This window comes from Microbacterium testaceum StLB037, assembly GCF_000202635.1.
In the GTDB taxonomy this organism is placed as follows: domain Bacteria; phylum Actinomycetota; class Actinomycetes; order Actinomycetales; family Microbacteriaceae; genus Microbacterium; species Microbacterium testaceum_F.
Genome location: NC_015125.1, coordinates 3,812,352 through 3,826,779 on the forward strand (window position 1 = coordinate 3,812,352; position 14,428 = coordinate 3,826,779).

General features: G+C 70.5%; 13 protein-coding genes. 9 read left to right on the forward strand and 4 right to left on the reverse strand.

Features of this window, described 5'->3' with window-relative positions:
- Positions 1 to 127: 127 nt before the first annotated feature.
- The 3 genes from MTES_RS17475 to MTES_RS17485 all read right to left on the reverse strand — a co-directional run bounded on the left by MTES_RS17475 (position 128) and on the right by MTES_RS17485 (position 3,384).
- Positions 128 to 1,447, reverse strand: a complete 1,320-nt coding sequence (locus MTES_RS17475; protein ID WP_013586609.1) for an MFS transporter — start codon at positions 1,445 to 1,447, stop codon at positions 128 to 130.
- A 13-nt stretch (positions 1,448 to 1,460) separates the two neighbouring features.
- Positions 1,461 to 2,366, reverse strand: a complete 906-nt coding sequence (locus tag MTES_RS17480; protein WP_013586610.1) for a shikimate dehydrogenase — start codon at positions 2,364 to 2,366, stop codon at positions 1,461 to 1,463.
- A gap of 385 nt (positions 2,367 to 2,751) precedes the next feature.
- The gene (locus MTES_RS17485; RefSeq protein ID WP_013586611.1) at positions 2,752 to 3,384 is read right to left on the reverse strand and encodes a TetR/AcrR family transcriptional regulator; all 633 of its coding nucleotides are present in this window, start codon (positions 3,382 to 3,384) and stop codon (positions 2,752 to 2,754) included.
- A 50-nt stretch (positions 3,385 to 3,434) separates the two neighbouring features.
- Between MTES_RS17485 and MTES_RS17490 the strand changes: the two genes are divergently transcribed.
- The 8 genes from MTES_RS17490 (at position 3,435) to MTES_RS17525 (ending at position 12,556) form a co-directional block, all read left to right on the forward strand.
- Positions 3,435 to 5,246 carry a sugar phosphate isomerase/epimerase and 4-hydroxyphenylpyruvate domain-containing protein gene (locus tag MTES_RS17490; RefSeq protein ID WP_013586612.1) on the forward strand — a complete coding sequence of 604 codons (1,812 nt, stop codon included), beginning with the start codon at positions 3,435 to 3,437 and terminating at the stop codon, positions 5,244 to 5,246.
- 13 nt (positions 5,247 to 5,259) lie between these two features.
- Complete coding sequence (aroQ, locus tag MTES_RS17495; RefSeq protein ID WP_043361671.1) at positions 5,260 to 5,718, forward strand: type II 3-dehydroquinate dehydratase; 459 nt, start codon at positions 5,260 to 5,262, stop codon at positions 5,716 to 5,718.
- Between the two features lie 84 nt (positions 5,719 to 5,802).
- Positions 5,803 to 6,363 carry an elongation factor P gene (gene efp / locus MTES_RS17500; RefSeq protein ID WP_013586614.1) on the forward strand — a complete coding sequence of 187 codons (561 nt, stop codon included), beginning with the start codon at positions 5,803 to 5,805 and terminating at the stop codon, positions 6,361 to 6,363.
- 2 nt (positions 6,364 to 6,365) lie between these two features.
- Positions 6,366 to 6,776: a transcription antitermination factor NusB gene (nusB, locus tag MTES_RS17505; RefSeq protein WP_013586615.1), complete on the forward strand. Its 411-nt coding sequence runs from the start codon at positions 6,366 to 6,368 to the stop codon at positions 6,774 to 6,776.
- A 142-nt stretch (positions 6,777 to 6,918) separates the two neighbouring features.
- Positions 6,919 to 9,870: a DEAD/DEAH box helicase gene (locus MTES_RS17510; protein WP_013586616.1), complete on the forward strand. Its 2,952-nt coding sequence runs from the start codon at positions 6,919 to 6,921 to the stop codon at positions 9,868 to 9,870.
- A gap of 38 nt (positions 9,871 to 9,908) precedes the next feature.
- Complete coding sequence (locus MTES_RS17515) at positions 9,909 to 10,439, forward strand: putative immunity protein (RefSeq protein ID WP_013586617.1); 531 nt, start codon at positions 9,909 to 9,911, stop codon at positions 10,437 to 10,439.
- 119 nt (positions 10,440 to 10,558) lie between these two features.
- Positions 10,559 to 12,157, forward strand: coding sequence for an MBL fold metallo-hydrolase (locus tag MTES_RS17520; RefSeq protein ID WP_013586618.1), 1,599 nt, complete (start codon positions 10,559 to 10,561; stop codon positions 12,155 to 12,157).
- Positions 12,158 to 12,160: 3 nt separating this feature from the next.
- Complete coding sequence (locus tag MTES_RS17525; protein ID WP_013586619.1) at positions 12,161 to 12,556, forward strand: VOC family protein; 396 nt, start codon at positions 12,161 to 12,163, stop codon at positions 12,554 to 12,556.
- 165 nt (positions 12,557 to 12,721) lie between these two features.
- Here MTES_RS17525 and MTES_RS20045 read toward each other — a convergent pair whose 3' ends face one another.
- Entirely contained in the window at positions 12,722 to 12,964 is a 243-nt protein-coding gene (locus MTES_RS20045; RefSeq protein ID WP_419865648.1) for an HNH endonuclease signature motif containing protein, read from the reverse strand.
- Positions 12,965 to 13,455: 491 nt separating this feature from the next.
- Between MTES_RS20045 and MTES_RS19420 the strand changes: the two genes are divergently transcribed.
- Complete coding sequence (locus MTES_RS19420; RefSeq protein WP_148272908.1) at positions 13,456 to 14,268, forward strand: hypothetical protein; 813 nt, start codon at positions 13,456 to 13,458, stop codon at positions 14,266 to 14,268.
- The last annotated feature ends 160 nt before the right edge of the window (positions 14,269 to 14,428 follow it).

A 14,428-nucleotide genomic window follows, 5' to 3' on the forward strand; every position in this document is an offset into this window, starting at 1 on the left:
ATCCGCGCGAACCTCGCAGCTTCCCCCCGGAATCCTGCGAGGTTTCGTCGTTTCTGCGAGAGACGGCACGCCCCACCCGCGAAGCGGCCCCGCCTCCGGACGGAGACGGGGCCGTTCGACGTCGGGATCAGACCCCGGCGGGGACGCGCTGTTCGGCGCGGAGGCCGAGCTGGTCGGTGGGCACGTTCTTCGTCTCGCGCGCCGTGAGGGCGCTCACCGAGGCGATGATCGCGATCGCGGCGGTGAAGAGGCTGATGACGACCCAGCCGCCCGCGCCGCCGCCACCGAGGGCCGCGACGATGCTCGGCGCGAACCCGGCCATCAGGAAGCCGAGCTGCGTGCCTATCGCCATACCGGAGAAGCGCACCCGGACGCTGAACATCTCGCCGTAGAACGACGGCCAGACGGCGTTGGCGGCGGCGTATCCGCACGAGAACGTGAGGATCGCCAGGCCGAAGGTGAGGAGGTCGTTCCCGGCGCCCATCGACAGCATGTAGAACGGCATGAACGCCGCCGACGACAGGGCGCCGTAGATGAAGACGGGCTTGCGGCCGATCCGGTCGGCGAGCTTGCCGAACAGGGGCTGCGTGAACAGCGCCACGACGTTGGCGACGACGACGAGCCACAGGGTCACACTGGCGGCGAGGCCGACCTCCTTGCCGTACGCGATGGCGAGGGTGCCGAAGACGGTGGAGACCGCGGCGATGAAGGCGCAGAAGATCACGCGGAGCACGTCGCGCCAGTGGTTCTTCAGCAGCGGGACCAGTGGCATCCGGGCGATCTGACCGGTCGCCTTCGCCTGCTCGAACTCGGGGGTCTCGTGCAGACTCCGGCGGATGAAGAACGCCACCACGACGACCACGGCGCTGAGCCAGAACGGCACACGCCAGCCCCACGAGAACTTGATGTCGTCGGGCAGGGCGACGACCGGGATGAAGATGAGCGCGGCGAGGATCTGACCGCCCTGGGTGCCGGTGAGCGTCCACGAGGTGAAGAACGAGCGGCGACCGTCGGGCGCGTGCTCGAGGGTGAGTGACGAGGCACCCGCCTGCTCACCCGCGGCGGACAGGCCCTGGGCGAGACGGCACAGCACGAGCAGTACGGGGGCGAACCAGCCGATCTGCGCGAAGCCGGGGAGGCAGCCGATGACGAAGGTCGAGAGCCCCATGAGCAGCAGCGTGAACATCAGCACCTTCTGGCGGCCGATGCGGTCACCGAAGTGGCCGAGGATGATCGCGCCGAAGGGGCGGGCGATGTAGGCGAACCCGAAGGTCGCGAACGACATCACCAGCGCCGCCTGGTCGCCCGAAGGGAAGAACACCGTCGGGAAGATGAGGGCGGCTGCGGAGCCGAAGAGGAAGAAGTCGTAGTACTCCACGGCGCTTCCCATGAAGCTGGCGGTGGCCGCCTTCACGGGAGTCTTCCGCGTCGTTGCGGGGGTGGTCATGGACGGATGCTCCTTAGCGGGCGAGGGCCGGGTCGACGGGGACGTCGAGGCCTTTGTCGGTCGTGACGAGGTCGAGGAAATGGGCGGTCATGCGGGCGGGGTCGGGTCGCGTCCCCGTGATGAGGGCGAACGCGTCAACGGCCTGGTGGACCGCCATGCGTCCGCCGCTGAGCGTGCGGCAGCCGCGCTCGCGCGCGATGACGAGGAGTTCGGTGTCGAGGGGGCGGTACACGATGTCAGCCACCCAGAGCTCGGGGCGCAGGAGCGCGGCGTCGAGGGGGAGTCCGGGATGCTCGGCCATGCCGACCGGCGTGCAGTGCACGAGACCGTCCGCGTCGGCGAGGACGGTGGCCAGCTCGGCGGGTGCGGCGGTGTCGACGACGGCGAGCGGATGCCGAGCGCCCAGGTCCGCGGCCAACGCGCCGGCCCGCGCGGGGTCGAGGTCGACGATGCTCAGGCGCGCGGTCCCGAGCCGCAGCAGCGCGTCGGCGACGGCGGACCCGGCCCCGCCCGCGCCGAGCTGGACGACGTGCCGGGTTCCGGCATCCGGGAGTCCGTCGGTGAAGGCGGCGGCGAAACCCGTCGTGTCGGTGTTGTGGCCGACGCGGCCGGTCGGGGTGAACAGCACGGTGTTGACCGCGCCGAGGGCCGCGGCGACGGGATCGATGCGGTCGAGGTGGGGGAGCACGCTCTGCTTGCACGGGTGCGTGACGTTGACGGCGTCGTAGCCGAGCCGCTCGGCCCAGGCCAGCACCTCGCCGATTCGCTCGGCATCGATGCCGAGGGCGGTGAGGTCGAGCGGACGGTAGACGTAGGTCAGTCCGAGGGCGCGCGCTTCGGCCATGTGCATCGGCGGCGTCAGCGAGGGGAGGACCCCCGTGCCGATGAGGCCGACGAGGTAGGGGTGCGCGTCGTTCACGGTACTCCTTCGTGTCCGTGTGGCGGTTATGTACTAACCGGTACGTTCAGAGGAAACCACGGCGGCGCCGCGCTGTCAACGACAGAATCCGGAGGACGCGGCGCCGAAGCCCGGGAGCGGATCCTCGGCGTGCCGGGCGGTGGTGCACAACTCCTGCAGATCGCCGCGTCGGGGGTGCCTGAGCCTCGGGGAAGCCGGATCTGCCGGAGTTGTGTCGCGACGGCGGTGACACGCTGCTCGCGATCCCCCGCCCAGGCCCAGTCCGCGAACCCGCGCACCCCGGCCAGGCTCAACCCGCAGGCTCGCGCACCCCGGCCAGGCTCAACCCGCAGGCTCGCGCACCCCGGCCAGTCGCAGCCCGCAGGCGTGCGCACTCCGGGCGGATTCAGCGCGAGGGCGCCGTCAGCCAGCCGACCACGACGTCGCCCAGGGCGGAGCGCAGGTGGGCGCGGCGCTCGGGGGAGGCCAGGTCGACGTCGAAGAGGTGGCCGAAGGTGTACTGGTTGGCGACCTGGAAGACGCAGTACGAGCTGATCACGAGGTGCACGTCGATCGCGTCGACGTCGGAGCGGAACACACCCGCCTCCCGACCGCGCTCGAGGATCTCGTCGAGGAGCCCCTTCGCCGGCTGCGAGAGCGTTCGCAGTCCCTCGATCTGGCGGATGAATTCGCCGCGGTGGATGTTCTCAATCGCGACCAGACGGATGAAGGCCTCGTGCCCGACGTGGTGGTCGAAGGTCAGCTCGGCGAGGGCGCGGATGGCATCCACGGGGTCGGCGTGATCGACGTCGATCGCGCGTTCCGCCTCGCGGATTCCGCGGTAGGCCTCCTCGAGCACGGCCCGATAGAGACCCTCTTTGCCACCGAAGTAGTAGTAGATCATCCGCTTCGTCGTGCGGGTGCGCGCGGCGATGTCGTCGACCCGGGCGCCGGAGTACCCCTCTTCGGCGAAGACCTCGGTCGCGACGGCGAGCAGCTCGGCGCGCGTGCGCTCCGCGTCTCTGCGTGCCTCGGCCATTCGGTCAGACTAGTGGACCCGCTTTGTACCAGATGGTACATTCGGCCGCCATGAGGACCTCGATCGCGACCGTCTGCATCAGCGGCACGCTCGCCGACAAACTCCACGCCTGCGCCGACGCCGGCTTCGACGGCGTGGAGATCTTCGAGCCCGACCTCCTGGCGGCCCCCGAAAGCCCCGAGGAGATCGCCGCCCTCGCCGGGCGTCTGGGTCTGAGCCTCGACCTCTACCAACCGATGCGCGACGTCGAGGGCGTCGACGAGGAGGCCTTCGCCGCGGTGCTGCGACGCGCCGAGGCCAAGTTCCGCCTCATGCAGCGCCTCGGGATGGATCTCGTGCTCTGCTGCAGCAACGTCGCCACCGCGACGGTGGACGATGACGCCGTCTCCGCCGAGCAACTGCGACGCCTCGGCGATCTGGCGGCGGGGTACGGCATCCGGATCGCCTTCGAAGCCCTCGCGTGGGGGCGTTTCGTCGACGACTACCGCCGCGCGTGGCGCATCGTCGAGCTCGCCGATCACCCCGCGGTGGGGGTGTGCCTCGATTCGTTCCACATCCTCTCGCGCGGGCACGACCCCGCCGACATCGCCCGCATCCCGGGCGAGAAGATCTTCTTCGTGCAGCTCGCCGACGCCCCGCGCCTGAGCATGGACGTGCTCTCGTGGAGCCGGCACCATCGCCTCTTCCCGGGCGAGGGGGAGTTCGACCTCACCGATTTCACCGCGCGCATCGTCGACGCCGGATACACCGGCCCCTGGTCGCTCGAAGTGTTCAACGACACCTTCCGACAGACCGACGCCCGCCGCACGGCGCTGCACGCGCGGCGGTCCCTGCGCTGGCTCGAGGACGCCGTCTCGCGGGCACTGCCCGATGCGCCGGCCGACCTGCGGATGCTCCCGGACTCGGCGGCCCCCTCGGGGGTCGACTTCATCGAGGTCAAGGCCGAGGACACCTCCGCGATCGAGGAGCTGCTCGCGCAGCTCGGCTTCACCTCCCGCGGTCGCCACCGCACCAAGCCGGTCACCCTGTGGACGGCGGGGGAGGCGCGGGTCATCCTCAACGAGCAGCACGCCCGGGGGTGGGAGCCGCGCCTCGCGGCGATCGGCCTCGAGGTCGACGACGCCGAGGCGGTCGACCTCCGCATGCTCGAGCTCGGCGTGCCCCGGGCGTACCGCCGCACGTACGCGACCGAGGAACGTCTCGACGGCGCCGTGGCGCCCGACGGGACCGAGGTCTACTGGGCGCAGGCAGCCGACGAGGGCGATCCGGCCTGGGTCGCGGAGTTCGAGCACGGGGAACCGCTCCGCGCGACCGCGATCACCGGGGTCGACCACGTCAGCCTGAGCCAGCCCTGGGATGCCATCGAAGAGGCGACCCTGTTCTACACAGCGGGCTTCGCGCTCCGCGTCGACAGTGCCACCGAGGTTCCGGGACCGCGTGGCCTCGTCGCCAGCCGCGTGCTCGTCGCCCCCGGCGGCGGAGTGCGCCTGCCCCTGAACGTCGCTCCGGCGATCCTCGCCGCGGAGCGCGCGGGGGCCGCGCTCCCGCAGCACGTCGCCTTCCTCTGCGACGACGTGCGCACGGTCGCCCGCGCCGCCCGGGAGCGGGGATTCACTCCGCTCGCGATGCCCGGCAACTACTACGACGACATCGCCGCGCGCTTCGCCCTGACCGAGACCGAGGTCGACGAGCTGCGCGAACTCCACCTCGGCTACGACCAGGATGCCGCGGGTGCGTACCGGCACTTCTACACCCGCACGATCGGCGAGGTGTTCTTCGAGTTCGTCGAGCGCATCGACGCCTACGCGGGATACGGCGCCGGCACCGCCCCCGTGCGCCTCACGGCGCAGGGACGGCGCTGATAACGTGCCCGACATGACCACGCCTCGTCGCCTGCTGCTCGTCAACGGCCCGAACCTCAACCTGCTCGGCACGCGCCAGCCCGAGATCTACGGCTCCGACACGCTCGCCGACGTCGAGCGGGTCACGACCGAGGCGGCGGAACACCACGGGCTCGAGGTGCGGGCGATCCAGAGCAACCACGAGGGCGCGCTGATCGACGCGATCCACGCCGCGCGTCTCGACTGCGCGGGCATCGTGATCAACGCCGGGGGACTCACGCACACCTCGGTCGCTCTGCGCGACGCGCTGGCATCCGTGGCCCTCCCCGTCGCCGAGGTGCACATCTCGAACATCAAAGAACGCGAGAGCTTCCGTCACTTCTCCTACATCGAGGACGTGGCCGCCGTGCACGTGATCGGCGAGGGGGTGCCCGGGTACGCCCGGGCCGTCCACCTGCTCGTCGAGGTCATCGCGGGCCGCGCCGACGGATGACCGAGCGCAGCATCGCGTAGACTCGATGGCTGGGTGTGCGCCGGAGCGCCGCCTCCCCTCACACGAAACGGAATACGGGCACTCATGGCATCCACCGCAGACATCAAGAACGGCGTCGTCCTCAGCATCGACGGTCAGCTCTGGAACGTCGTGGAGTTCCAGCACGTCAAGCCCGGCAAGGGCGGCGCGTTCGTCCGCACCAAGCTCAAGAACGTCATGAGCGGCAAGACCGTCGACCGCACCTTCAACGCCGGCGCGAAGGTCGACATCGAGAACGTCGACCGTCGCGACTTCACGTACCTCTACAACGACGGCGAGGGCTTCGTCTTTATGGACGTCGCCGACTACGACCAGATCACCGTAGGGGCCGCCACCGTCGGCGACGCCGCCAACTTCCTCCTCGAGAACCAGCAGGTGCAGATCGCCCTGAACAACGGCAACCCGCTCTACATCGAGCTCCCGCCGTCCGTGGTCCTCGAGGTCACGTACACCGAGCCGGGCCTGCAGGGCGACCGCTCGTCGGCCGGCACGAAGCCCGCGACCGTCGAGACCGGCTACGAGATGCAGGTTCCGCTGTTCCTCGAAACCGGCACGAAGATCAAGGTCGACACTCGCACGGGCGAGTACCTCGGCCGCATCAGCTGACGTTGTCCGCCCGCACCAAGGCGCGCAAGCGCGCCCTCGACATCCTGTTCCAGGCCGACGTCCGCGGTGAGGAACTGCCGATCATGCTGGCCGCCGAGGCCAAGCGGGCGGCATCCGAGCCCGATCGTCAGGCCTCATGGCTGTACGCCCGCGACATCGTCGATGGAGTGATCGACAACCGCGACGCGATCGACGAACAGATCACGACGTTCTCGAAGGACTGGTCGCTGCAGCGCATGCCCGCGGTCGACCGTGCTCTGCTGCGCATCGGCACGTGGGAGATCCTCTACAACGACGAGGTGCCCACGGCCGTCGCGATCGACGAGGCGGTGGAGCTCGCGAAGGAGTTCTCGACCGACGACTCCGGCTCGTTCGTGCACGGCGTGCTGGCGCGTATCGCACGTTCGTCCTGACCGCTCACGACATGCCCCGACGCGGCCCCGACATCTCGTCGGCGGCCGCGTTTCGGCGCTCGCGGGCCGGCTGCCGGATCGGGTGGGACGGCCCCTTCGAATCGCGGCGGGCGATGTCGGAGGTCTCCGGCAGGATGCTCGCATGACCTCGTGGCGCGATCTCGTTCCCGCGGGCGAGACGGCCGCGTTCGAGCCGCTCGCCCTCGGCGTCGAGCTGCGCCAGCGCGAGGCCTACGACCCCGCCCGGTGGGAAGCGCGTGCCGTCGTGCCGGTGACTCCGCGCATGCTCGCGCACCGACAGGACGACCTGCAACTCGTCGCCCGTCCCCTCGTCCGGGGTGCGCGCGAAGCGTGGATCAGAGCGGATGCCACCTGGGATGCCGTGCGTCGATCCACGGGCCGGTTCGACCCCGCGCAGGTGCGGTGGTTCGCCGAGCTGCACGCCCTCGCGCAGGCGCTGCGGACGACGGGCCCGTTCGCCCCGTCCGGCGACACGGTCGCACTCGACAGCGTCGACTCTCCGTTGCTGTGGCCGCACCTGGCCGCGGCCGAGGGGCTCGGCATCCGAATGGTCCCGATGCATCCGCAGCAGACGGTGCGACTCGCGCGCACGGCGACCGCCCGGGTGGCGCTCGATGCGGTCGGCGGGGGAGCCCTGCGCGTGTCGGCGGATCTCGAGATCGACACGCGTCCCGTCGACGCCGCGCACGCCCGTGCCATCGGCACCGCGGGGCTCTTCACCTTCGAGATCGACCGCGATCCCGTGCCCGTCGTGCTGGCGGCGGTCGACCTCCCGGCCCCTCTGCCCACCCTGCTCGGCGGCACGATCGTCGAGGTGCCCGCGAGCGAGGCGACCGAGTTCGTCGCGGAGGTGTATCCGCGTCTGGCCCGCCGTGCCCCGCTGTCCGTCGGCGCGGGGGTTCCTCCGCCGCCGCCGGCCCGCCCGACGCTGACTGTCGAGGTCTCCTACCTCGACGACGACGCCGTCGAGTACCGGCTCGACTGGGTCTACCCGGGTGGGTTCCGGGCGGCGTACGACGATCAGAGCGACCACGCCGAGCGCGATCCGCGAGCCGAGGCGCAGATCGGCGAACGGTTCGAGACGGCGTGGACGGCGGCATCCGACCTGCCCCCGCTCGCGAAAGCGATCCTGCGCGACGCGGATGCCGCGGTCTTCGGCTCGCGTGTGCTCCCCGCCGTCGACGTGCTCGACGAGGTGCGGGTGCGCACGCGCGGTCAGCAGCCCACGTTCCGCGAACTGCGCGGCGACCCGTCGCTGCGCATCACCGCGGTCGAGTCGCTCGACCGGGACTGGCTCGACCTCGGCATCGTGGTGACGATCGAGGGCCGGCTGATCCCGTTCGGGGTGCTGTTCAGCGCCCTCTCGCGCGGCCGCACGCGCATCAAGCTGTCGGACGGCGCGTGGTTCTCGCTCGCGCACCCGGCGCTGCAGAGACTCCGAGAGCTGCTCGAGGAAGCTGCGGCGCTCGACGAGTGGGAGACCGGGCCGCGCCTGCCGCGCACCCACCTCGCCCTGTGGGCCGAGTTCGAGGACCTCGCCGACCAGTCCGAGGCGGCCGTTGAGTGGCGGCAGCTCGCGCGGGCGCTCCGCGATGTCGCCGAGGTGCCGGAGGTCGCGACCCCGCCGGGCTTCCGGGCCGAGCTGCGTCCCTACCAGCGCGAGGGACTGTCGTGGCTCGCGCTGCTGCACGCACACCGTCTGGGCGGCATCCTCGCCGACGACATGGGCCTCGGCAAGACGCTGCAGCTGCTCGCGCTGATGGCGCACACCCGCGCTCGCGGCGATGCGCGACCGTGGCTCGTCGTCGCCCCGACCTCGGTGCTGCCGACCTGGCGCGATGAGGCCGCGCGATTCGCCCCCGGCCTGCGCGTCACCGTCGTCGAGGCCACGGCAGTGCGGCGCGACCGTGCCATCGCCGAGATCGCGGGCGACGTCGACGTCATCGTCGCGTCGTACGGGGTCGTGCGGACGGATGCCGAGGAGTTCGCCGTGCCGCACTGGTCGGGCGTCGTGCTCGACGAGGCGCAGTTCGTGAAGAACCCCGCGACGCGCGTTCATCGCGCGATCGCGGCTCTCCGCACCGACGCCGTCTTCGCGGCGACCGGCACGCCGATCGAGAACGGGCTCGACGACCTCTGGGCGCTCCTCGCGCTGACCGCGCCCGGGCTGTTCCCGTCGATCCGGCAGTTCCGCGAGGATTACACCCGCGCGATCGAACAGCTGCCGTCCGATGCGCCCACCGACCTGTCGGCCGCGGCCGCGGGAGCGCACCGAGAGAAGACCCTCGAGCGCCTGCGCCGCCGCGTGCGGCCGTTCCTCCTCCGCCGCACGAAGGACGTCGTGGCATCCGACCTGCCCCCGAAGCAGGAGCAGGAGATCGCGGTGCCCCTCGACCCCGCGCACCGCGCGGTCTACGACCGGGTGCTGCAGCGCGAGCGGCAGAAGGTGCTGGGGCTGCTCGACGACCTCGACCGGCAGCGCTTCATCGTCTTCCGCTCGCTCACGCTGCTCCGCATGCTGGCGCTGGCGCCGAGTCTTGTCGACGACCGCGACGCTCACCTGGGCTCCGCCAAGCTCGACGTCCTGCTCGAGCGCCTCGTCGAGGTGACGGCCGAGGGCCATCGGGCGCTGGTGTTCAGCCAGTTCACCTCCTTCCTCGACATGGCGGCGGAGAGACTGGATGCCGCGGGTCTGGCATACGCACACCTCGACGGCAGCACCGCGCGGCGCGGTGACGTGGTCGCGGGCTTCCGCGCGGGGGAGGCACCGGTCTTCCTCATCAGCCTGAAAGCCGGGGGATTCGGGCTGACACTGACGGAGGCCGACTACGTCTTCGTCCTCGACCCCTGGTGGAATCCCGCCGCCGAGGCCCAGGCCATCGACCGGGCGCACCGGATCGGCCAGGACAAGAGCGTGTTCGTCTACCGACTCATCGCCGCGGGAACGATCGAAGAGAAGGTCCTCGCTCTCCAGCGCCGCAAGGCCGCCCTCTTCGACGCGGTGATCGACGACGGCGAGGCGTTCGCCGCCTCCCTGGACGCGGCCGATATCCGAGGGTTGCTGGGGCCGTGATCGAGGCGGCGCACGCGACGGTGTGAGAGGGTTCTCCCGTGCTGTCCCCTCAATCCCTGAGCGAGACGGATCGCCGTCTCGTGGCGGCGTGGGCGGCGGACTGCGCCGAGCGCGTCCTTCCCCTCTTCGAGGCGGAAGCTCCGCACGACGACCGGGCGCGCGACGGCATCCGTCGCGCTCGCGCCTTCGCCCGCGGGGAGCTCGATGCTGCGGGGGAGATCCGTCGGCGCTTCGTCGCCGGGCGCGCCTCGCAATCCGCGACGTCGCCGGCGGGCAAGGCGGCGGCGTGGGCGGCCGGCCAGGCGGCCGGCGTGGCGCACATGGGCGCGCACGCGCTCGGTGCCGCGGCGTTCGCGGCGAAGGCCGCCGAACTCGCCGATCCCGGCCGCGGTGGTGCCGTCGAACGCGCCTGGCAGATCGACCGGATGGACGCCGCCGTGACGGCTGCTTTGGGCCGTCTGCCTCCCCTCGGGCAGGACCCCTCCGGGCCTCTGGGGTCGGGGCTCCTCGCCTCGGGGGTTCTCGGCGAGAACATCCGCTTCCTTCAGTCGGCGATCATCGCCCGCTGATCGTCGCGCGGCACCGGGGCCCTGGCATCCGGGGGTCCCTCGAACCGCCGTGGCATCCCGCGGCCTTCCAGCCGGCCCCGCGTAGACTCGTCAGGTTCCGTCCACGACACAGGAGCGACATGAGAATCACCGGCCTCGGCCACGCGGGCATGTTCATCGAGACGGCGGGCGGCAGCATCCTCTGCGATCCCGTCATCGGTCCGAGCTTCTTCGGCTCGTGGTTCCCGTTCCCGGATAACCGCGCCCTCGACTGGGAGCGTTTCGGCAAAGCGGACTTCCTCTATATTTCGCACCGCCACCGCGATCACTTCGATCCGGCGATGCTCGAGCGCTACGTCCCGAAGGACGTCAAGGTGCTCCTGCCCGAGTACCCGACCGACGACCTCGAGCAGGACCTCGTCGCCCTCGGCTACACGAATCTCGTTCGCACCGAGGCCGGCGTTCCCCTGCAGTTCGGCGACCTGAAGCTCATGGTCACGCCGCTGCGCGCCCCCTCGGACGGTCCGATCGGCGACTCGTCCCTGTCGCTCGACGACGGGACGGCGTCGATCCTCAACCAGAACGACTCGCATCCCCTCGATCTCGAGAAGCTGTTCGACTTCGGCAAGCCCGACGCGTACTTCACGCAGGTGTCGGGCGCGATCTGGTGGCCCATGGTCTACGACCTGCCGCAGGACGCGAAGCAGAACTTCGCGAAGCTCAAGCGCGACGCGCAGAACAAGCGCGCGATGTACTACATCGAGAAGGTCGACGCCGCCCACGTCTTCCCGATGGCGGGTCCGCCGATGTTCCTCCGCGAAGAGCTCTTCCGCTACAACGGCACGGGCCTCGAGAACGATTCGATCTTCACCGACCAGCGCGAGTTCCTCGCGCACATGAAGGAGCAGCGCCCCGACCAGAAGGGCTACCTGTTCCTCCCCGGAACCGAGGTCGAGGTGCAGGGGTCGGACGTCACCGTCACCCAGACCCTCTATACGGATGCCGAGATCGACCGCGTCTTCGGCGACAAGTGGGCCTACCTCGCCGAGCAGCGTGACAGCCGTCAGTCCGAGGTGCGAGCCGAAGAGGCGACGCGCGCCGAGATCCTGCCGCCCGCGGAGATGCTCGCCGCGATCAAGGAATGGTGGGAGCCGCTGCTGCGTCGCGCCCGGACCATCCGCAACGGCGTCGGAGGAGCGGTGCGCTTCCGCATCGGCGAGCTCGACATGGTCGTGGACTTCCCCAAGGCGAAGGTGCGCGAGTACGCCGGCGAGGAGTGCATCTACTGGTACACGATCCCCGCCGACCTCGTCTCGACCAACATCCGAGACCACGAGATCGACTGGTCGAACTCGATCTTCCTGTCGATGCAGTTCGAGGTCGGCCGCTCGGGCAAGTTCAACGAGTTCCTCACGACGTTCCTCAAGTGCCTGTCGCGCGACCGCATCGAGTACGTCGAGAACTGGTACGCCGAGCAGTCGGACCAGACCGAGGATGCCGAGATCGACGGCTGGACCGTCCAGCGCCGGTGCCCGCACCTGCGCGCCGATCTGACCAAGACCGGCAAGATCGAGAACGGCGTGCTGACGTGCTCGCTCCATGACTGGAAGTGGGACCTGGCGACGGGTCGCTGCCTGACGACGACGGGTCACCCGATCCGCTCCACGCCCAGCGGCGAGCGCGCGGAAGCTGAGCGCGCCATGGCCGAGGGTGCGACCGCCGAAGTCGCCGCGAACTAATCCGTGCCGGGTCTGCATCACATCGAGGTGTGGGTCGCCGACCTGGCGTCGGCGCGCTCCGAGTGGGGCTGGCTGCTGTCGACGGTCGGCTTCGAACGGACCGGGCAGTGGTGCGATGGCGAGACGTGGAGCGCGGGTGACGGTGCCTACCTGACGCTGACGTCGTCGCCGAACCTGTCGGGATCCGATCACGACCGGCGTGCTCCCGGGGTCAACCACCTCGCATTCCTCGGTGGCTCTCGTGCGCAGGTGGATGCCGTGATGTCAGCGGCGAGCGCGCACGGGTGGCGGCCGCTGTATCAGGAGCGGTACCCGTTCGCGGGTGGCCCCTCGCACTACGCCGGGTGGGTCGAGAACTCCGCGGGCTTCAAGGCGGAGATCGTCGCTGTCGAGGACTGACCCGACCCGTGCGCCGCGTTCGTCGGACCGCGGTCGAGACGGGGTGCGGCGAGCACACTCAGCGCGGCAGGCATAGCCACGAGGGCGAGGGCCTGAGTCGCAGCCTCACTCCCTCCCAGCCTTTCCGATACCCACCGGCGAACCGCTCGCCGGCCTGTGCCGGCTTCACGCCGCGTCGAAGCGACGCGGAGATCTCGACCGCAGGAGAGTCGGCGGCCGCACCTCACCCGTGCGCGGATCAGGTGGAGCGTGCAACCAGTAGGAGTCCCGCCCGGTGAGGGGATCGCGCTCGCGCACGATCTTCTCGCCACGATTGTGCAGGCCGAGGTGGTGATTCCGGCAAAGTGGGACGCCGTCGTCGACGTCGGTCCTGCCGCGATCCGCCGCCCAGTGGTCGATGTGGTGCATCTCGCACTGCGAGATCGGGGCACGGCATCCGATCCCGACGCACCCTCCATCGCGCACCGCGATCGCGATCCGCTGGGCGCGGGTGAACAGACGCTGATGTCGACCGACGTCCAGAGGACGGCCCGCGCCATCGAGGGCCACCGGCACCGCACCCGCGTCGCACAGGTAGCTCTCGACCACTCCGCCGGGAAGGGCTTCTCCACCGTCTTCGAGGTGCCCGACGCCGCGCACGGCGGTCTCGACGCTCCACCGCCCGGGTCACCGCCGACGCGTCTCCCCCCGACAGCCCCCGGCGCAGACGCCTCCACCACGATCCGCACCCCGGGTTGCCGGTCGCCGAACGCCTGCGCGGGATCGGCAGCGGCCCCGGTGCGCATCACGGCGATCAGCGTGTCGTACGCGATCTGCTCGCCCGACCGATCGTCGGAGGCGTCGGCGACCAAGGCGTCCGGATCCACGAACCGCGGCCCCCTCCGCGGACGCAGCGCAGCGTGAAGGATCCCGTCGACCCACGCCGCCGCATCGTCGTCGAAGACGAACCGCCCGTGCCTCTGCCCGTGCTCGTCGATCCACGACCGGTACGACCGGGCGGCGAAGCGCTCCTCGAACCGCAGCGTCACCCCGACGGGATCGAGACGATCGCGGGCGATCCGCGCAAATGCCCGCAACTCCTCGACCGGCAGGTGAGGCGCTTCGTCGATCAACCGCTCGGCGGCCGTCGCCCAGGCCCGGGGGAGGACGTCCGGGTCGAGCTCGGGATACCTTTCGACGGGCGGCTCGCCCAGGCCCACGCGTATTGCCTGAAACTGCGCGTGGCCGAGCGTCCCGTCTCGAAGCGCCCTGCTCATGTGGTCGAGCCACTCCCCGGCGGCACCCTCGGGCACGACACCCGACGCCGCCGCAGAACGACCGCCGTCGGGCCCGAGCGAGGGAGGAAGGGAGGGAAGCAGATCACCCCCGGTCTTCACCGACCGCGTCACCTCGCGGCGACTCTGCCCGGTCAAGGTCTGCAGGAGTTCCGTCGCGTTCCGGTGTCCGTGTCGTTGCGCCAATCCTGCCCTGCCCAGCTCCCGTGCCGACCGCGCATCGATCACGCGCGCCGCACAGGCCGCCAGCACGTCGAGGGCGTTCCGCGCCGCAGTGATCTCCGCCATGACTGCCATGAGCTCGCGATCGTCGAGAACCTCGATGTCGCGCCCCGCAATCAGCGTGACGACACGATCGCTCGCCACCCGAAGGCGCTCCGTCGGCAGGTGTGGACTCATAGAACAAATATACGAATGTCGTGGGCCTGCCACGAGTGAATCCGGGCCTTACCACCCCGACCTTGCCGAAGTTTCACCCGCGGCCCGCCGACAGGCACCGCGCCCGCCGATCAGCGGTGACGCGCGAGATCACGCGCCCCCGCTGAGCGCACGCGAATCGACAGGTGATGTCGTCACGGTCACGTGACCTCGGCGGCGG